Genomic DNA, 18,010 nt, shown 5'->3' with positions numbered 1-18,010 from the left:
AGCGCCGCGAACGTCAGAAATAGAGAGAGCGAACGATCAGGAAATGGCCGCCAAAATAGCCCGCCGCGACAATCGCCTGATGGGCGCGGAATGGAAAACGGTAATGGTGAATCAGCCAGGCCGCATGGGCGATAAACAGCAGTACGGTGCCCGTCAGCAGGGAGAAATTCGCGTTTGTCCCCAGCGCAAAATAACGTTCACCGGCAATCCAGACCATCAGCGTCGTCATGATGATAAAGGCGCAAGCGGGCCAGCGCTGTGCGTCCAATCGCCCCCAAATAATGGCGATAAGCAGTGCGGCCACCACGATCAGCGTCAATGCCAGCGGCCAGAAAAACGTGAACGAGACTTGCCCGGTAAAAAAACCGATGGTGTACAGCAAATGGGAAAGGAAATAGGCCGCAAAGGCATAAAGCAGGCGCTGAGTCGGCAGCAACAGCAGGGTATCTGCCACCAGCGTTGCCAGTAAACCCAGCACGATCAGATAGCCCGGCACGCCGAGTAGCGGCGTCTGCCAAGCCAGAGCCAGCAGCAATAGCATGGTGACGGGTTTGAATAACCAACGCTGCCACGTTGGGCCACGATAGCTGGCGTCCACATACAGCCAACCAGAAAAAAGCACAGCAATAAATGACCAAAGCATAGCGTGTCCTTTTTGTGTTTTTGTTTGTGTCAGGATAAAAATAAACCGTTCTTTATCCAGTGTAGGGGATTGTGAGGAAGTTAAACAACACGGCGTGAGACGGATACGCCTTTCGTGAGCTTCATGGTATGTTATCGCCCGTTTTTACGCCGCGACGTCGCTGAAGGGAGCATTGTGTTGAATGAGTAATGAATCCGCACTTTATCGTATTCAATTTATAAATAACGGTAAGAACTACCAGCTTTATGTGCGTGAGTTGGTGCAAAGCAGCCTGTTCGGTTTTATTGAAATTGCCGACTTTGTATTTGATAGTCAGTCTACGCTGTTGGTTGACCCGTCGACCGAGAAGCTAAAAACGGAATTCTCCGGCGTTAGCCGCAGTTTCATCCCTTTGCAGGCGATTATTCGTATTGATGCCGTGACGGAAAAAGGCAGCGCTCGCATTTCTGATTTAGGCGATAACGTCACCGCGTTCCCTTACCTTCCCGGTAAAAAATCCTGATTTTTGCGCTGCGCCCTCTGTGGGACGAAAGGGCACCGTATTGATACCTGGTTCCCCAGGAAATATTGTGCCCCAGAAGCGGTTACGGTTTAGGCGATTTAGGCTGTTTTTTCTGCCACGCCAGTAGTTCAAACACGCCAAAAAGGAAAATGCGTGCCTGAAGCGCACGGTTTAGCGCAGGACTATCTTTCGGTTGGCTGGATTTCAACAGCAGCAGTTGGAAACCGTGCATCAGGATCATAAATATCATCGCCACGGTCATGAAGATATTCAACGGCTTGGGAAACGGCTGAATCAGATTAAGCAACAAAAATCCCCACACGCCCAGCATCAATAATCTGCCAAGGTTAATCAAAATCATCTCTTACCCTTACGTTGCTGCAAAGATCACTGACGGATGTACAAACGGTAGGCAACCTGACCCGCAATTTTTTCACGGTGCAGTTGCCAATTCTCTGGGATGGTCAGCTGCGCATTTTCCGCTTCGGTTTCCACGTAAATCCACGCGTCTGGTGCCAGCCAGCCCTGTTGTTCCAGCAGAGCAAGCGTGTTGTTCATCAGCTCCTTGCGGAACGGCGGATCGAGAAACACGACGTCAAACGGCGTACCCGGCTTCGCCAGCCAGCTCAGGGCATCAGTATTGACCACCTCAGCGTTTTCCGCCCGAAGCAGCGCCAGATTTTGCGTTAATTGCTGGGCGACTGCACGTTCCATCTCCAATAATGTGGCATGAGCTGCATAACGGGACAGCGCTTCTAGCCCGAGTGCGCCGCTGCCAGCAAAGCAGTCCAGGCAGCGCGCCTGTTGAATCACGGGAGCCAGCCAGTTAAACAAGGTTTCCCGCACGCGATCGGTGGTGGGGCGTAAACCGGGGCTATCAGGTACCGGGAGTTTTCTGCCGCGCCATTGACCACCGATGATTCGGATTTGTCCGGCGGCTGACGATGCATTTTTTTTAGCCATAGCTCACAGGGTTATTGTTGTGCCGCATCATCATGGTGTGGATGCGGGCAGGAAATTTCTGGCGCTATTCTAACGGCGGTTACGTGTAGAGGGAATGTTAAGATGGGAGTTAAGGCGCTCAAGCCAAAATTTTGTGCTGTCGGCGGCCTTCCGGTAACGCGCGGCGTTTGACACACTTCGTTACGGACATTGCCTTTCGTTACGAAGATTGTGAGTAGCGAGGAAGATTGTCTGCCATTGCTCCTGCTGGCTGCGTGTTGCTGTCGGCAGGAAAGTGTTAAACTTGTTGTTTAAATATGATTTTCATTGATTGATTCGCTGCGGTGAGCAGCGTGGAGCGCGATCGTACATGTCAAAAGAAAAGAAGCGCGGTTTTTTTTCCTGGCTGGGACTCGGGAAACAGGAAGAAAAACAACAAGAACAGCCGCAAGAGAAGCCCGTTGTTGCAGAACAGCCGATAGCATCGGAGCCAGATGCCGCCGCATCGACTCACCAACGCGTTGAGCCTACGCCGGAGCGCGTAGAGCAATCACTGCCGGAAAAGTCGGTAGTGGAAGAAAATAGCGTCGTTGAAGAAAAGATAGAGGTTGAAGCCCAGACGTTGGCCCCATTGGTCGCCGAGCGTGAGGTTACCGTTGAGGCAGACGAATCGACACATGTTGCCCCGGACGTTAGCGCGTCGTCCCCGATTATTCCTGCAACAGACGATTGTGACCCGATCGAGCATGACGTTCTCGACCGAGATGTCGTCGATCCGATCGTGCAGGACGAAGAACAAGAACCCGCGCAGTTAGATGACGTGCCTGTTGTGGCGCAGGAACAAGAACGCCCGACGAAAGAAGGTTTCTTCGCGCGCCTGAAACGCAGTCTGGTGAAAACGCGTCAGAATCTCGGTTCCGGATTTATCGGATTGTTTCGCGGTAAGAAAATCGACGACGATCTGTTTGATGAACTGGAAGAACAACTGCTGATTGCGGATGTCGGGGTTGAGACGACCCGTAAGATCATCAGTAGCCTGACAGAGCACGCCAGCCGCCGCCAACTGAAAGATGCGGATACGCTTTTTGTGAAGCTGAAAGAAGAAATGGCGGAGATTCTTGCTAAGGTGGACGCCCCGCTGAATATCGAAGGTAAAACGCCGTATGTCATTCTGATGGTTGGCGTTAATGGCGTGGGCAAAACCACCACCATCGGTAAAATGGCACGTCAGTTCCAGGCACAGGGTAAATCTGTGATGCTGGCGGCGGGAGATACCTTCCGTGCGGCAGCCGTCGAGCAGCTTCAGGTCTGGGGACAGCGCAATAACGTGGCGGTGGTCGCGCAGCATACCGGTGCGGATTCGGCATCGGTGATTTTCGATGCGATTCAGGCCGCGAAGGCGCGCGGTATTGATGTCCTGATTGCTGATACCGCTGGGCGTTTACAGAACAAAGCGCACCTGATGGAAGAGCTGAAAAAGATTGTGCGCGTGATGAAGAAGCTGGACGAGGACGCGCCGCATGAAGTGATGCTGACGTTGGATGCCAGCACTGGGCAGAATGCGGTGAGCCAGGCCAAGCTGTTTAATGAAGCGGTCGGGCTGACAGGTATTACCTTGACTAAACTGGACGGCACCGCGAAAGGCGGGGTGATTTTCGCCATTGCCGACCAGTTTGCGATTCCTATCCGCTATATTGGGGTAGGTGAAGGCATTGAAGATTTACGGCCATTCAAGGCCGACGATTTTATTGAGGCACTTTTTGCCCGAGAGGATTAAAACGGATGATTCGTTTTGAACAGGTCAGTAAAGCTTACCTCGGTGGGCGTCAGGCATTGCAAGGGGTGGATTTCCATCTGCGCCCAGCGGAAATGGCGTTCCTGACGGGTCATTCCGGCGCGGGGAAAAGTACCCTGCTGAAGCTGATTTGTGGCATTGAACGTCCCAGCGCGGGTCAGATTTTGTTTGGCGGCCACAATATTAGCCGCCTGAAAAAACGCGAAGTCCCATTCCTGCGACGTCAGATCGGCATGATCTTTCAGGATCACCACCTGCTGATGGAGCGCACGGTCTATGACAACGTCGCCATGCCGCTCATTATCGCGGGTGCCAGCAGTGAGGATATTCGTCGTCGGGTATCTGCGGCGCTGGACAAGGTTGGCCTGCTGGATAAAGCGAAGAACTATCCTATCCAGCTGTCCGGCGGTGAACAGCAGCGTGTGGGCATTGCGCGCGCGGTGGTGAACAAACCCGCCGTGTTGCTGGCGGATGAGCCGACTGGTAACCTGGACGAAGCATTGTCAGAAGGGATTTTACGCCTGTTTGAAGAATTCAATCGCGTTGGTGTCACTGTCCTGATGGCGACGCATGATACTGGGCTTATCGCTCGCCGTCATTACCGTGTGCTGACGCTGTCGGATGGCCGCATGGTGGGGGGAAACCACAATGGCGAATAACGTCCGTAATGCGAAAAAGCCTGTCGCAAAAGCGAAAGCGCTGCGCGGCGGCTGGCAGGAACAGTGGCGCTATGCCTGGACCAATACGCTGGCCGATATGCTGCGCCAGCCGCTTGCCACTTTTCTGACCGTGATGGTCATTGCCATCTCGCTGGCGTTGCCCAGCATCTGTTATCTGGTCTGGAAAAACGTGAGTCAGGCCGCCACACAATGGTATCCATCGCCACAGTTGACGGTGTATCTGGATAAATCACTGGATGACAACGCCGCGCAGGCAGTCATCACGCAGCTACAATCTGAAGACGGCGTTGATAAAGTCAATTATCTGTCGCGCAATGAAGCGATGGGCGAGTTCCGTAACTGGTCTGGTTTTGGCGGCGCGCTGGATATGCTGGAAGAAAACCCGCTGCCGGCCGTCGCGATTATCACGCCGAAAATGAGTTTTCAGGATTCCACCACGTTGACGACGCTGCGCGACCGCGTGGCGGCGACGCAGGGCGTGGATGAAGTACGGATGGACGACAGCTGGTTCGCACGACTGGTGGCGTTGACCAACCTTGTCGGACAAATTTCCGCGACGATTGGCGTCCTGATGATTGTTGCCGTCTTCCTGGTCATCGGTAACAGTGTGCGTCTGAGTATTTTTAGCCGCCGTGAAACCATCAATGTAATGAAGCTGATCGGTGCGACGGACGGCTTTATTCTGCGCCCGTTCCTGAACGGTGGGGCGGCGATGGGTCTGGGCGGGGCGGTGCTGTCGCTGATTTTATCGCAGGCGCTGGTTTGGAAACTGGATGCCGTGGTGGCGCAGGTTGCTGCCGTCTTCGGTACGACGTTTGTCGTCAAAGGGCTGAGCTGGGATGAGTCCCTGCTGCTGCTGTTAATTGCCGGTATGATTGGCTGGCTGGCCGCCTGGCTGGCAACGGTACAACATTTACGTCGTTTTACACCACAGTAAGCTTTTTCTGGTATAATTTTCCCCTGTAATTCAGACCGTATTGCAGGGGAAACCTCCTCAGCGCCATCTCTTTTTTGTACTTCCCGCTGCGCTTTCCCCTTGATTCACCGTTCGTTTGTCTCCTGCTTGATCTCTGGCATGAGGTGAATAAAATGATAGGAACTTGCGAGCGAAATCACAGTCTGAATAGACGGATTTTAAGGTATTCGATAAATACGCTTTAAGGTGCCGCATTTTGCCATTTTCGCGCAAAACGATGCGGTGAAGCAGTGCTAAGATAGCCGACTGTAATATGACGAGCAGAGTCACTGAGAGGGTTGAATGACCAACGATATGCAAACTTTCACCTTAGTTCCCCAGGGCAGTCTGGAAGGGTATATTCGTGCCGCCAATGCCTATCCGATGCTGACGGCGGAGGAAGAGCGGGCGCTGGCTGAACGACTGCATTATCAGGGCGATCTGGAGGCTGCTAAGCACCTGATTCTGTCACACCTGCGCTTTGTTATTCACGTTGCCCGCAACTATTCCGGCTACGGCCTACCGCAGGCGGATCTGATTCAGGAAGGGAACATCGGCCTGATGAAGGCGGTACGTCGCTTCAACCCTGAAGTTGGCGTGCGTCTGGTTTCTTTCGCCGTGCATTGGATCAAAGCTGAGATTCATGAATACGTGCTGCGTAACTGGCGTATTGTGAAGGTGGCGACCACTAAAGCACAGCGTAAGCTGTTCTTTAACCTGCGTAAGACGAAAACGCGCCTCGGCTGGTTTAACCAGGACGAAGTCGAATTGGTTGCGCGTGAACTTGGTGTGACCAGTAAAGACGTGCGTGAGATGGAATCCCGTATGGCGGCGCAGGACATGACGTTCGATCCGACGCCGGAAGAGGATTCGCACGACGGCAAAGCGATGTCGCCGATGCTTTACCTACAGGATAAATCGTCTGACTTTGCCGATGGCATTGAAGAAGACAACTGGGAAACGCATGCGGCCGATAAGCTCACTTACGCGCTGGAAGGGCTGGATGAACGTAGCCAGCACATTATTCGCGCTCGCTGGCTGGATGATGACAACAAATCCACCTTGCAGGAACTGGCCGACCGATACGGTGTTTCCGCCGAGCGTGTGCGTCAGTTAGAAAAGAATGCGATGAAAAAACTGCGAGCAGCAATAGAAGCCTAATTGCTTTCATTGTGTCTTGGTAAGCGACCGGGTAATGCCCGGTCGTTTTGTTTGTGTCTGCTGTGAGCGTCAGGAATTCGAGGAAGGTTTACGGCTTCTCTGAATTGATGGCGTCAAGAATCAGCGGCGTTTCTTTTCTGCGAATATAACGCCAGCCGCCAGATACGGGTGAGAAGCCGCAGGACACCATAAACCGTGCCAGCACGTCCTCTTTGATCGCGGCATGATTGGCCGTTGCCAGCCACCACTCTTTAACCTCAGGAAGCTGACGACGCGCTTCGTCAATCAAAAGCTGCCCTACACCACGTCGCCGCGTGACTTCTCGCACCATCAGATCGCTCAGTTCTGCATATTCCCCTTCAATCTCGACCAATACTCCGCCTAACAGCCGATCGTTAAAACGGGCGGTAAACAACCGCCGATCGAGCGTGAGTCCCTCTTCGAGTAACTCAATGTTCTGATGTGGCCAAATTTTCGCCAGATCAATTTTATCCTGGGGGCTGAACCGGGTGAGGCATTCAACGGTTAGTTTCATTTTTATCGGCACTCCATCATGTGAGTGAAGAATAATGTAGTTGTTTTGTAGTGGAACGGTTGTGTAATTTGAGCGTTATGGTTAATAGGGCAAATGTTTTTCTCATTCTTTGTTTTTCGAGTAATCCATCAACAATTAATGCATAAAGTAGAATATCTGACTATATATAAATTAAATGCTGGTTTTTGCATCTGGCGTTTTATGCTGTTTGCTCCGCTTGTTTCTGACAGTGTTAGTTGATTTGCAGCATAATATTCCTGTTTAATAATATGAAAAATAAAGCCTTATTAGAAATTATTACTAATAATAACCTAAGCCTTTCTTACTTATAAGAAAATAGTCAGGTTATGGCGGATGGCGGTCAGGTTTTCGGCAATATCCATAATGACAGATGGGGTAAAAAGAATGAAATTCAGTAAAGGTAAAGTATTGCTGATGAGTTGCGTGGCGATGGCGTTTAGCCACGCTGTTAATGCTGCCGATATTAAAGTTGCGGTTGTTGGCGCGATGTCTGGTCCCGTTGCGCAGTATGGTGATATGGAATTCATTGGCGCACGTCAGGCTATTGCCGATATCAACGCAAAAGGCGGCGTAAACGGCAACAAACTGGTTGGCGTTGAATATGATGACGCGTGTGACCCTAAACAGGCGGTTGCCGTCGCGAACAAAGTCATCAATGACGGTATCCGTTACGTGATTGGACATCTGTGTTCCTCCTCCACGCAGCCTGCGTCTGATATCTATGAAGAAGAAGGCGTGATCATGATTACGCCTGCGGCAACCAACGCCGATTTGACCACGCGCGGCTATAAAATGGTGCTGCGCACGACGGGGCTGGACTCCGATCAGGGGCCAACTTCGGCGAAATACATTGTCGAAACCCTCAAACCACAGCGTATTGCCGTGGTTCATGACAAACAGCAATACGGTGAAGGTCTTGCCCGCTCTGTTCAGGATAGCCTGAAAAAAGCCGGTGCGAATGTTGTGCTGTTTGAAGGTGTGACGGCGGGTGACAAAGATTTCTCCACGCTGGTTGCGCGTCTGAAGAAAGAAAACGTGGATTTCGTTTATTTCGGCGGTTACTACCCGGAAATGGGGCAGATTCTGCGTCAGGCGCGTCAGGCTGGTATGACAACCAAGTTCATGGGCCCAGAAGGTGTGGGTAACTCCTCGCTGTCTAACATCGCAGGTGATGCCTCTGAAGGCATGCTGGTGACGCTGCCGAAGCGTTATGATCAGGTGCCAGCTAACCAACCGATTGTGGATGCGCTGAAGGCCAAGAAACTGGACCCAACGGGCCCATTCGTCTGGACGACCTACGCTGCGCTGCAATCACTGACCACGGCGATGGCTCGTACCGGTAGCGATGAGCCGGAAAAACTGGTCGCGGATCTGAAAGCAAACTCCGTGGATACCGTAATGGGACCATTAAGCTGGGATGCAAAAGGCGACCTGAAAGGGTTTGAATTTGGCGTATTTGAGTGGCACAAAGACGGTACTTCCAGCGCAGTGAAATAATCATCATGCTGGGAGGTGGTAACGGATAAATGCCGTTGCCTGCCTCTTCGGCGTGGAGAGCATTCTTCGCTTTCTGAGTGTGTACCACTACTAATCCCTCAATACCGAAGCCCCCGTTGCCGCAAGGCGCGGGGGCGGCATTTAAGGTTAAGGTATGTCCGAGCAGTTCCTCTATTTTCTTCAGCAGATGTTCAACGGCCTGACGTTGGGCAGCACCTACGCGCTGATCGCCATTGGCTACACCATGGTTTACGGCATTATCGGCATGATTAACTTCGCGCACGGCGAGGTTTACATGATCGGTAGCTATGTTTCCTTTATCGTTATTGCGGCCCTGATGATGATGGGCATCGATGCTGGCTGGCTTCTGATTAGCGTCGCCTTCGTTGCCGCAGTGGTCATTTCCAGCGCCTACGGCTGGAGTATCGAACGGGTAGCCTATCGGCCTGTTCGAACGTCAAAGCGTCTGATTGCACTGATTTCTGCCATCGGGATGTCGATTTTTCTGCAAAACTACGTCAGCCTGAATCAGGGCTCGCGTGATGTTGCGCTGCCGAGTCTGGTGACCGGGCAGTGGGTGTTGGGCGAAAGCAATGGCTTTGCCGCCACCATTAGCACCATGCAGTTGACCATCTGGATTGTGACGTTCCTCGCCATGCTGGCACTGACGTTATTTATTCGCTATTCCCGTATGGGACGCGCCTGTCGCGCCTGTGCGGAAGACCTGAAAATGGCCAGCCTGCTGGGTATCAGCACCGACCGCGTCATCTCTCTGACCTTCGTTATTGGCGCGCTCATGGCCGCCGTTGCTGGTGTGTTGCTGGGACAATTTTACGGTGTTATCAACCCCTATATCGGCTTTATGGCCGGGATGAAAGCCTTTACGGCTGCGGTGCTGGGTGGGATTGGCAGTATCCCAGGCGCGATGATCGGCGGGTTGATTTTGGGTGTAGCCGAAGCGCTGACGTCCGCTTACCTGAGCACGGAATACAAAGATGCAGTGTCATTTGCGCTGCTGATAGCGGTGCTGCTGGTGATGCCAACCGGTATTCTGGGTCGCCCGGAGGTTGAGAAGGTATGAAACAGCTCAACCTGTTTAATGCGTTGGTTTCCGCGTTCATGCTGCTGGTGCTGGCCTCGTTTTTAATGGGCATGCAACTGGCGCTGGATGGCACCAAATTGGTAGTGCGTGGTGCCGATGAAGTTCGCTGGTACTGGATCGGTGCGGGCTGCATCGTGGTGTTCTTCTTCCAGTTGATTCGCCCGTTCTTCCAGCAAAGCATCAAGAAATTTTCCGCACCGTCACTGGTTCTGCCGAGCTTTGATGGCAGTACGCCACGGCAGAAGGTATTGGCTGCGGCATTGATTATCGCCGCGATCGCCTGGCCGTTTCTGGTCTCGCGCGGTACGGTAGATATCGCTACCCTCACGCTGATTTACGTGATGCTGGGTCTGGGCTTGAACGTCGTCGTCGGTCTGTCCGGTCTGCTGGTTTTGGGCTACGGCGGGTTTTACGCCATTGGCGCGTATACCTATGCGCTGCTGAACCACTATTATGGCCTGGGCTTCTGGGAAAGTTTGCCGCTGGCGGGCATGGTGGCGGCGCTGTCTGGCTTCCTGCTGGGGTTCCCGGTACTGCGGTTGCGCGGCGACTATCTGGCGATTGTGACGCTTGGGTTCGGGGAAATTGTCCGTATCCTGCTGTTGAATAATACCGACATTACCGGTGGTCCGAACGGCATCAGCCAGATCCCTAAACCGACCTTCTTTGGTCTGGAGTTTGGTCGCAGCGCGCGCGATGGCGGATGGGATACGTTCCACAACTTCTTTGGCCTGCAATATGACCCCAGCGACCGCATTATCTTCCTGTACTTGGTCGCGTTGCTGCTGGTTGTGCTGACCCTGTTTGTGATTAACCGTCTGCTGCGGATGCCGCTGGGACGCGCCTGGGAAGCACTGCGCGATGATGAAATCGCCTGTCGTTCTCTGGGCCTGAGCCCAACGCGTATTAAGCTGACCGCTTTCACCATCAGCGCCGCGTTCGCTGGATTTGCCGGTACGCTGTTTGCCGCGCGTCAAGGGTTTGTCAGCCCGGAATCGTTCACGTTTGCCGAGTCGGCCTTTGTGTTGGCTATTGTCGTGCTGGGCGGCATGGGCTCGCAGTTTGCGGTCATTCTCGCTGCGATTCTGCTGGTCGTGTCCCGCGAACTGATGCGCGATCTGAATGAATACAGCATGCTGTTGCTGGGCGCATTGATGGTTCTGATGATGATTTGGCGTCCGCAAGGCTTGCTGCCGATGAAGCGTCCTGAAATGAAGTTGAAAGTCGCGAAGAAGGAAGAGCAAGCATGAGCACGCAGCCACTATTATCAGTCAGAGGTCTGATGATGCGTTTTGGCGGCCTGCTGGCGGTCAACAACGTTGAAATGGATATTCATGCGGGCGAAATTGTCTCGCTGATTGGTCCGAACGGGGCGGGGAAAACTACGGTCTTTAACTGCCTGACCGGTTTTTATCGCCCGAGTGGTGGCACCATCATGCTGCGCGATCGTCATTTGGAAGGGCTGCCCGGACAGGCGATTGCCCGTATGGGCGTGGTGCGCACGTTCCAGCACGTTCGTCTGTTCCGTGAAATGACGGTGATCGAGAACCTGCTGGTGGCACAGCATCAGCACTTGAAAAGCGGCGTGTTTGCCGGGCTGTTGAAAACGCCGGGCTTTCGTCGTGCGGAAGCGGATGCGCAGGAGCGCGCAGCGGTGTGGCTGGAGCGAATCGGCCTGCTGGATTTAGCGAACCGTCAGGCGGGAAATCTGGCTTACGGCCAGCAGCGCCGTCTGGAAATTGCTCGCTGCATGGTGACGCGGCCTGAGCTGTTGATGCTCGATGAGCCCGCAGCAGGTCTGAACCCGAAAGAAACTGATGAGTTAAATCAGCTGATTGCGGAGCTGCGCGATAGTCATCAGGTGTCCGTTCTGTTGATTGAACATGATATGAAGCTGGTGATGGGAATTTCCGATCGGATTTATGTCGTCAATCAGGGCACGCCGCTGGCACAAGGCACTCCAGCTGAAATTCGTAACAACCCGGATGTCATCCGTGCCTATCTGGGTGAAGGATAACGTTTATGCTGTCATTACATCAGGTTTCGGCCCATTACGGAAAGATTCAGGCGCTGCACCAAGTTAGCCTGCATATTAATCAGGGCGAGATTGTTACGCTGATCGGTGCCAACGGTGCCGGTAAAACCACGCTTCTGGGTACGCTGTGCGGCGATCCGCGTGCGACGGAAGGCACCATCACGTTTGACGGTAAGGACATCACAAACTGGCAGACTGCGCAGATTATGCGTGAGGCTATCGCGATTGTCCCGGAAGGCCGTCGCGTCTTTTCCCGCATGACGGTAGAAGAAAATCTGGCGATGGGTGGTTTTTTTGCCGAGCGCGATCAGTATCAGGAGCGCATCGCGCGCGTCTACGATCTGTTTCCGCGTCTGTATGAGCGACGTGCCCAGCGTTCCGGCACCATGTCTGGCGGTGAGCAGCAGATGCTGGCGATTGGCCGCGCGTTGATGAGCCAGCCGCGTTTACTGCTGCTGGACGAGCCGTCGCTGGGGCTGGCACCGATTATCATCCTGCAAATCTTCGACACGATCCAGCAACTGCGCGAAGAGGGCATGACCATCTTCCTGGTAGAGCAAAATGCCAACCAGGCGCTGAAACTGGCTGACCGGGGTTATGTACTTGAAAACGGTCATATCGTGTTGGAAGATACCGGTGCGGCATTGTTAGCTAATGAAGCGGTACGCTCGGCCTATCTGGGCGGATGATATTAATAAATAGTCGATATCGGGCCGGTTTACCGGCCTGTTTCGTAGAAGGGTTAAGAAGACATGGCTATTGAAGGGTTGTTGGCGCACCGCATCGCTCAGTTAAAAAGTTCCGCCATCCGTGAACTGCTGAAACACAGCAAGATGGAAAACATTATCTCGCTGGCTGGCGGGATTCCGTCAGATGCCTTGTTTGATTTCGAAGGGTTAAATCAGGCCACGCAGTTAGCGATTACTGAACAGCCGAAAACGGCGTTCCAGTACGGCTTAACCGAAGGCAGCAGTGTGTTGCGCGATCGCATTGCCGATCTGTGCGCGGTGCGCGGTGTAAAAACACGCGGCGACGATATTGTTGTGACGGCCGGCTCACAGCAGGCACTGGATCTGATCATGCGTGCGATGGTCGATCCGGGCGACGTGTTCGTCGTTGAACGTCCGACTTATCTGGCGGCGCTGCAAACGCTGGAGCTGGCGCAGGCGCAGGTGATGTCGGTGTCATCCGATGCTGATGGCATGGTGGTCGATGAGCTGGAAGAACTGCTGAAGACACAGCGTATCAAAGGCGTTTATATCGTACCGAACTTCGGTAACCCGAGCGGCGTGACGCTGAGTTATGAACGTCGCCTGCAATTGATTCAACTGGCGGAGCGCTATGGGTTTGTCATTATCGAAGACGACCCGTATGGTGAGCTACGCTTCACCGAAGAACGCAACCCGACGCTGTTCCAACTGGCGCAGGATAAGTTGGGTAGCACGGAATACGTGCTGTATACCTCCACGTTCTCGAAAGTACTGGCACCGGGGCTACGTCTTGGTTGGGCGATTCTGCCGGATTGGCTGTTGCACAAAGTGGCGATTATTAAACAGGCCGCCGACCTGCACGCCAGCGCCTTGTCGCAGACCGTCGCAGAATGCTATCTGGGGCTGGGACGTCTGGATACGCAGATCGAAAAAATCCGCCATGCCTATAAGCACAAAGGCGAGCTGTTGGCACAGCTTATTGAGAAGGAACTGGGTGATGTGATCACCTTTAACCAGCCGAAAGGCGGGATGTTCCTGTGGGCGAAGTTTCGTCAGGACGATTTTAACACCACGGAATGGCTGAAGAAGACGCTGGAACAGGGCGTTGTCTTCGTGCCGGGCGAGTTCTTCTTCCCAGATAACATTGATTACTCAACGCTGCGCCTGTCCTTTGCGACGGCAACGGATGAGCAAATGCATGAAGCGGTGGCTCGCCTGCGTCGGGCGCTGTAATTGCTGTAAAACGTAATCTGTTAATGAAAAAACCGCTGAAATATCAGTAGTCTGAAGCCGCCCAGGAGGGCGGCTTTTTACTGTCGGTTGTAGCGAAAAGCTTCGTGGATTAAAACGTTTCCCAGTTTGTGTTACTCGAATGACTGGCTAACGCCAGTTTCGGTCTGGAGAGCGTAGCCACTTGCGGTGCGGCTCGCTGTGGCTGGACGCTGTCAATTTTGAACGCGCCCATCAATTCAAGCAGGTTTTTGGCCTGTTGGCTCAGGCTATCTGCGGCGGAAGCCGACTCTTCAACCAGTGCCGCGTTCTGCTGAGTGACCTGATCGAGCTGATTGACCGCATCATTGACCTGAGAAACGCCCTGTTCTTGTTCGTGGGTGGTCAGGCCGATCTCATTAATTAGGTCGGCGACACGCTGTGACTGCTCTACGACTTCTCCTATGGTGACGCCCGCTTCGTTAACGAGCGCTTCACCGGCTTCCACTTTTCCTACGCTAACGCTAATTAGATCCTTGATTTCACGCGCAGCAGAAGCGGAGCGTTGAGCCAATGAGCGAACTTCTCCGGCGACGACTGCGAACCCGCGTCCCTGTTCTCCAGCTCGCGCGGCTTCGACGGCGGCATTGAGCGCCAGAATGTTGGTTTGGAAAGCAATACCGTCAATCACGCCGATAATATCGCCGATTTTACGTGAGCTAGCCGTGATCTCTTCCATGGTCCGCACGACGTTGTTGACGACATCCCCTCCTTTACGGGCGGCGGTGCTGGCCGAGTTGGCGAGCTGTGTGGCGGTACGCACGGTGTCGGCGTTCTGTTTAACCGTGGTATTCATTTCTTCCATGGAAGCCGCAGTTTCTTGCAGGTTGGCGGCCTGCTCTTCTGTACGCTGACTGAGATCGGTATTCCCCATCGCAATCTGGCTGGCGCCCGTGGCGATAGACTCGCTGCTTTGATGGACTTGCCCGACGATATTGCTCAGGCTTTGGCGCATGTCCTCCATTGCGGCGAGGACGCTGGTGGTGTCTCCGGCACGTCGTTCAATCGCGACAGCAAGATTCCCCTGTGCAACCTGACGGGTAATCTCCAGCGTATAGGCGGGTTCCCCACCAAGCTGGCGCTTGATTTTCCGGGTAATCCACCAGGCAACAACACCTCCCAGTAGGGCAGAACCCAGTGCGATGATCAGCATTAGGGTGCCAGCGCGTAACGCATTATTCTCAGATTCATTGGCGAGCGTGACGGTCAGCTGTTTTTGCATCTCAACCATTTTATCCAGAATATCGAATACGCTTGCTTGCGTGGTGCGCACTTCCGTCAGCAGAAAGTGACGAAATGCGTCGTGTTCGCTGGTCATAGCCAGTTCGATGGCTTTTTTCATGCTGTTGGTATACGCAGGGCGAGCCTGTTCCAGCGTGGCGAGCAGTGTTTTAGCCTCGCTATCCACTGCGTTTTTACGTATTTGTGCGAGCAAGTCGCTATTACGTGCGATGGTTTGTTCGATGCGATCTTTTTCCACCTTCATTTGCTGCTGATCGGTCAGAAGTGCAATATTTCTGATGGATCGTGCCGCGATGTTGACGTTGTCTTTAACTTCCTGCATGAGCAGGAGATTGGAAATACGTGTTTGTGACAAAAACTGAATATTTCCCCCGAGTTTTTCTAATTGCACGCGACCTAATATGGCGACTAAAAAACCAATAACGATAATGAGCGTAAAGCCTGCTCCTAACATTTTTCCCAAACTTATATTCTTCATGATGTTCCTTTTTTATTTATTGAAGTCTGACACAGCAGGTGTCGTTGTTTTATGCTAGGGGTGATGGTACAGATGCGATTCGCCCCACAGACTCTATTGTTTTCATCATTCCGTTTATCTCCCAACGTTTCTTCGATGCAGGAGTATCGGCGACATGTATGTCCAGTCGCTGCATTGGCGAAAGGAAATAATTGTCGCTTTCATACGCGTATGGAGTGCCTGTTGGGGATATTTACAGGCTAAGGGAATGACAAATAAAGTGTAGACAGTAACGTGATAGGTTGATGGCAGAATAAACGTAACAAAAACCCCTGATTTATTAGGCGGCAGAAATTTAATATTATTTTCTTATGGTAATTAGGATAGGTAATAAATATCAATCAATAAATTTATACCTAATAAGAGGTATTTATTTTATTTATTGCTATTAGTTTGTAACTTGTTATTTCTAATTGTGATGTTTATTATTTTTTGCGGTTTTTTTAACCTTGTTATTTATTCTTGCTATTCCTGGACGATAAAAAAGCCGCTGAGGGTTCAGCAGCTTTATTTTTATGGTTGACCTCGAAGGAGACGCTAGATCGGTCGTATTCGTTAAAAGGTTTCCCAGTTATCGCTGGTGGCGTTACCTGATTGGCTAGCTAAAGCCAGTCTCGGCGCAGCTGGCTGTTTCACCTGTGACACCAGTCGTGGTGCGTGTGCTTGAATGCCGCTGATTTTGAAAACGCCCATTAATTCGAGCAACGTTCTGGCCTGTTCACTCAGGCTGTCGGCGGCAGAGGCTGATTCTTCCACCAGTGCGGCATTCTGTTGAGTGACCTGATCGAGCTGATTCACCGCATCATTCACCTGAGCGACACCCTGTTCTTGTTCATGTGTCGTCAGGCCGATTTCACTGAGCAGGTTAGCAACATGTTGAGATTTTTCTACAATATCTTTGATGGTGATGCCTGCGTCGTTAACCAGTTTCTCACCCATTTCTACATTGGCTACGCTCGTGCTAATCAGATCTTTGATTTCACGCGCGGCGGAAGCGGAACGCTGCGCCAGAGAGCGCACTTCACCCGCGACCACGGCGAAGCCACGGCCTTGCTCACCGGCTCTGGCCGCTTCAACGGCGGCATTCAGTGCTAAAATGTTGGTCTGGAAGGCGATACTGTCGATGACGCCGATAATGTCGCCGATCTTGCGAGAACTGGCCGTAATATCTTCCATCGTTCGCACCACGTTATTAACCGCGTCGCCGCCTTTTTGTGCCGTAGAGCTGGCGGAATGGGCTAACTCCGTTGCGGTGCGCACGGTTGCTGCATTCTGCTTCACGGTGGTATTCATCTGTTCCATTGAGGCGGCGGTTTCCTGAAGATTCGCGGCCTGCTCTTCTGTACGTTGGCTGAGATCGGTATTTCCCATCGCGATCTGTGTCGCACCCGTGGCGATAGATTCGCTGCTCTGATGTACCTGGCCGACAAGGTTACTCAGGTTTTGGCGCATGTCTTCCATCGCCGCCAGTACGCTGGTGGTGTCTCCATCGCGCAGTTCAATCGTAACGGCCAGATTCCCTTGTGCAACCTGACGTGTCACTTCCAGCGTGTAGGCTGGCTCTCCCCCAAGCTGACGTTTAATAGTCCGGGTGATCCACCATGAGATAAGCATGCCCAGCGCGACAGAAAGCAGGGCGATAATGACCATCAGCGTACCTGCGTTCGTCGCATTTTTTAAAGACTGGTCGGCGATTTCAACGGTGAGCTTCTCTTGCCAGTTAACCATGTCATTCAAGGCATTAAAGACAGAATCCTGCTTGGCTTTTACATCGGTTAATAACAGGTCGCGTGCTTCGCTATTCTTACCTGCCATCGCCAGCGTGACGGCCTCTTTCATGATGCTGCTGTAGGCTGGACGTACCTGTTCCAGTATTGCTACCAGTTCTTTGGCATGCTTATCGACAGTGCTACCGTCTATTTTGGACAGTAAGGCGTTATTGCGGGAGATTATCTCTTCGATACGCGCTTTCTCTTCCTGCATCTGTCTCTCGTCTTCCAGCAATACCAGGTTCCTGACGGCAATCGCATTGGTGTTGATGTTATCTTTAAACTCTTCCATCATCAGGAGGTTGGCGATACGGACTTGCGACAATACCTGAATGTTTTCGCCGAGTTTGTCTAACTGGATACGACCAAATACCGCCACCAGAAAACCGATAGCGATGACCAGAGTAAAGCCTGTCCCTAGCATTTTACCCAGGCTGCTATTTTTGATGAGATTCATTTTGTCCCTTATTATATGTTGAAAGCGATTAGTGTTAAAACTGGTGTACTTTTAATGTGAAAGAGACGTTGCGAGAACATATTGATTTTGCAAGCGTCATAGCGTTTATGTTTCCCTTTACTCATTGCCCGTTTCCTTGTGGTAATAAACGCAAGCTGCGCTTACTGGTTCCTGTGAC

17 protein-coding genes are annotated in these 18,010 nt (G+C 52.5%); 11 read left to right on the top strand and 6 right to left on the bottom strand.

Features of this window, described 5'->3' with window-relative positions:
* Positions 1 to 13: 13 nt before the first annotated feature.
* Entirely contained in the window at positions 14 to 643 is a 630-nt protein-coding gene (locus EDI29_RS15215) for a lysoplasmalogenase (RefSeq protein ID WP_137741560.1), read from the bottom strand.
* Positions 644 to 824: 181 nt separating this feature from the next.
* Between EDI29_RS15215 and EDI29_RS15210 the strand changes: the two genes are divergently transcribed.
* Positions 825 to 1,145 (top strand): DUF1820 family protein, encoded by a 321-nt coding sequence (locus EDI29_RS15210; RefSeq protein ID WP_107168647.1) that lies wholly within the window; start codon positions 825 to 827, stop codon positions 1,143 to 1,145.
* Positions 1,146 to 1,227: 82 nt separating this feature from the next.
* Here the strand turns inward: EDI29_RS15210 and EDI29_RS15205 are convergent, their stop codons facing one another.
* Both EDI29_RS15205 and rsmD read right to left on the bottom strand, forming a co-directional pair.
* Positions 1,228 to 1,503: a DUF1145 family protein gene (locus tag EDI29_RS15205; RefSeq protein WP_167494521.1), complete on the bottom strand. Its 276-nt coding sequence runs from the start codon at positions 1,501 to 1,503 to the stop codon at positions 1,228 to 1,230.
* A 29-nt stretch (positions 1,504 to 1,532) separates the two neighbouring features.
* A complete protein-coding gene (gene rsmD, locus EDI29_RS15200) occupies positions 1,533 to 2,108 on the bottom strand; it encodes a 16S rRNA (guanine(966)-N(2))-methyltransferase (RefSeq protein WP_137741558.1) in 576 nt (191 codons plus the stop codon).
* Between the two features lie 349 nt (positions 2,109 to 2,457).
* On the opposite strand from rsmD, the gene ftsY reads away from it, so the two are divergent.
* From ftsY to rpoH, 4 genes are all read left to right on the top strand, one after another.
* Positions 2,458 to 3,864 (top strand): signal recognition particle-docking protein FtsY, encoded by a 1,407-nt coding sequence (ftsY, locus tag EDI29_RS15195; RefSeq protein ID WP_137741557.1) that lies wholly within the window; start codon positions 2,458 to 2,460, stop codon positions 3,862 to 3,864.
* Positions 3,865 to 3,869: 5 nt separating this feature from the next.
* A complete protein-coding gene (gene ftsE / locus EDI29_RS15190; protein ID WP_005976428.1) occupies positions 3,870 to 4,541 on the top strand; it encodes a cell division ATP-binding protein FtsE in 672 nt (223 codons plus the stop codon).
* On the top strand, positions 4,531 to 5,499 hold the full coding sequence (gene ftsX / locus EDI29_RS15185; RefSeq protein ID WP_137741556.1) for a permease-like cell division protein FtsX: 969 nt from the start codon (positions 4,531 to 4,533) through the stop codon (positions 5,497 to 5,499). The genes ftsE and ftsX overlap by 11 nt, the downstream gene beginning before the upstream one ends.
* Before the next feature lie 321 nt (positions 5,500 to 5,820).
* A complete protein-coding gene (gene rpoH / locus EDI29_RS15180; RefSeq protein WP_107168652.1) occupies positions 5,821 to 6,678 on the top strand; it encodes an RNA polymerase sigma factor RpoH in 858 nt (285 codons plus the stop codon).
* A gap of 88 nt (positions 6,679 to 6,766) precedes the next feature.
* Here rpoH and panM read toward each other — a convergent pair whose 3' ends face one another.
* On the bottom strand, positions 6,767 to 7,213 hold the full coding sequence (gene panM / locus EDI29_RS15175) for an aspartate 1-decarboxylase autocleavage activator PanM (RefSeq protein ID WP_107168653.1): 447 nt from the start codon (positions 7,211 to 7,213) through the stop codon (positions 6,767 to 6,769).
* A gap of 405 nt (positions 7,214 to 7,618) precedes the next feature.
* On the opposite strand from panM, the gene EDI29_RS15170 reads away from it, so the two are divergent.
* The 6 genes from EDI29_RS15170 (at position 7,619) to EDI29_RS15145 (ending at position 13,811) form a co-directional block, all read left to right on the top strand.
* Positions 7,619 to 8,731: a branched-chain amino acid ABC transporter substrate-binding protein gene (locus tag EDI29_RS15170; protein WP_137741555.1), complete on the top strand. Its 1,113-nt coding sequence runs from the start codon at positions 7,619 to 7,621 to the stop codon at positions 8,729 to 8,731.
* A gap of 154 nt (positions 8,732 to 8,885) precedes the next feature.
* Complete coding sequence (gene livH, locus EDI29_RS15165; protein ID WP_107168655.1) at positions 8,886 to 9,812, top strand: high-affinity branched-chain amino acid ABC transporter permease LivH; 927 nt, start codon at positions 8,886 to 8,888, stop codon at positions 9,810 to 9,812.
* Positions 9,809 to 11,083 (top strand): high-affinity branched-chain amino acid ABC transporter permease LivM, encoded by a 1,275-nt coding sequence (locus EDI29_RS15160; protein WP_137741554.1) that lies wholly within the window; start codon positions 9,809 to 9,811, stop codon positions 11,081 to 11,083. The genes livH and EDI29_RS15160 overlap by 4 nt, the downstream gene beginning before the upstream one ends.
* On the top strand, positions 11,080 to 11,850 hold the full coding sequence (gene livG, locus EDI29_RS15155) for a high-affinity branched-chain amino acid ABC transporter ATP-binding protein LivG (RefSeq protein ID WP_014917046.1): 771 nt from the start codon (positions 11,080 to 11,082) through the stop codon (positions 11,848 to 11,850). The genes EDI29_RS15160 and livG overlap by 4 nt, the downstream gene beginning before the upstream one ends.
* Before the next feature lie 5 nt (positions 11,851 to 11,855).
* The gene (livF, locus tag EDI29_RS15150; protein WP_137741553.1) at positions 11,856 to 12,557 is read left to right on the top strand and encodes a high-affinity branched-chain amino acid ABC transporter ATP-binding protein LivF; all 702 of its coding nucleotides are present in this window, start codon (positions 11,856 to 11,858) and stop codon (positions 12,555 to 12,557) included.
* Positions 12,558 to 12,620: 63 nt separating this feature from the next.
* Positions 12,621 to 13,811, top strand: coding sequence for an aminotransferase-like domain-containing protein (locus EDI29_RS15145; protein ID WP_137741552.1), 1,191 nt, complete (start codon positions 12,621 to 12,623; stop codon positions 13,809 to 13,811).
* A 109-nt stretch (positions 13,812 to 13,920) separates the two neighbouring features.
* Here EDI29_RS15145 and EDI29_RS15140 read toward each other — a convergent pair whose 3' ends face one another.
* A complete protein-coding gene (locus EDI29_RS15140) occupies positions 13,921 to 15,567 on the bottom strand; it encodes a methyl-accepting chemotaxis protein (protein WP_137741551.1) in 1,647 nt (548 codons plus the stop codon).
* A gap of 594 nt (positions 15,568 to 16,161) precedes the next feature.
* Positions 16,162 to 17,832 (bottom strand): methyl-accepting chemotaxis protein, encoded by a 1,671-nt coding sequence (locus EDI29_RS15135; protein WP_137741550.1) that lies wholly within the window; start codon positions 17,830 to 17,832, stop codon positions 16,162 to 16,164.
* Between the last annotated feature and the right edge of the window lie 178 nt (positions 17,833 to 18,010).

The sequence above is a fragment of the Pectobacterium polonicum genome (assembly GCF_005497185.1).
Classification (GTDB): domain Bacteria; phylum Pseudomonadota; class Gammaproteobacteria; order Enterobacterales; family Enterobacteriaceae; genus Pectobacterium; species Pectobacterium polonicum.
Note: the sequence above shows the minus strand (reverse complement) of the source record. Positions and strands in the feature narration are given on the sequence as shown.

What these genes read in the sequence shown, in the direction of transcription:
- EDI29_RS15215 (WP_137741560.1), bottom strand. Translation starts at nt 643, where the DNA reads ATGCTTTGGTCATTTATTGCTGTGCTTTTTTCTGGTTGGCTGTATGTG.
- EDI29_RS15210 (WP_107168647.1), top strand. Translation starts at nt 825, where the DNA reads ATGAGTAATGAATCCGCACTTTATCGTATTCAATTTATAAATAACGGT.
- rsmD (WP_137741558.1), bottom strand. Translation starts at nt 2,108, where the DNA reads ATGGCTAAAAAAAATGCATCGTCAGCCGCCGGACAAATCCGAATCATC.
- ftsY (WP_137741557.1), top strand. Translation starts at nt 2,458, where the DNA reads ATGTCAAAAGAAAAGAAGCGCGGTTTTTTTTCCTGGCTGGGACTCGGG.
- ftsE (WP_005976428.1), top strand. Translation starts at nt 3,870, where the DNA reads ATGATTCGTTTTGAACAGGTCAGTAAAGCTTACCTCGGTGGGCGTCAG.
- ftsX (WP_137741556.1), top strand. Translation starts at nt 4,531, where the DNA reads ATGGCGAATAACGTCCGTAATGCGAAAAAGCCTGTCGCAAAAGCGAAA.
- rpoH (WP_107168652.1), top strand. Translation starts at nt 5,821, where the DNA reads ATGACCAACGATATGCAAACTTTCACCTTAGTTCCCCAGGGCAGTCTG.
- panM (WP_107168653.1), bottom strand. Translation starts at nt 7,213, where the DNA reads ATGAAACTAACCGTTGAATGCCTCACCCGGTTCAGCCCCCAGGATAAA.
- EDI29_RS15170 (WP_137741555.1), top strand. Translation starts at nt 7,619, where the DNA reads ATGAAATTCAGTAAAGGTAAAGTATTGCTGATGAGTTGCGTGGCGATG.
- livH (WP_107168655.1), top strand. Translation starts at nt 8,886, where the DNA reads ATGTCCGAGCAGTTCCTCTATTTTCTTCAGCAGATGTTCAACGGCCTG.
- EDI29_RS15160 (WP_137741554.1), top strand. Translation starts at nt 9,809, where the DNA reads ATGAAACAGCTCAACCTGTTTAATGCGTTGGTTTCCGCGTTCATGCTG.
- livG (WP_014917046.1), top strand. Translation starts at nt 11,080, where the DNA reads ATGAGCACGCAGCCACTATTATCAGTCAGAGGTCTGATGATGCGTTTT.
- livF (WP_137741553.1), top strand. Translation starts at nt 11,856, where the DNA reads ATGCTGTCATTACATCAGGTTTCGGCCCATTACGGAAAGATTCAGGCG.
- EDI29_RS15145 (WP_137741552.1), top strand. Translation starts at nt 12,621, where the DNA reads ATGGCTATTGAAGGGTTGTTGGCGCACCGCATCGCTCAGTTAAAAAGT.
- EDI29_RS15140 (WP_137741551.1), bottom strand. Translation starts at nt 15,567, where the DNA reads ATGAAGAATATAAGTTTGGGAAAAATGTTAGGAGCAGGCTTTACGCTC.
- EDI29_RS15135 (WP_137741550.1), bottom strand. Translation starts at nt 17,832, where the DNA reads ATGAATCTCATCAAAAATAGCAGCCTGGGTAAAATGCTAGGGACAGGC.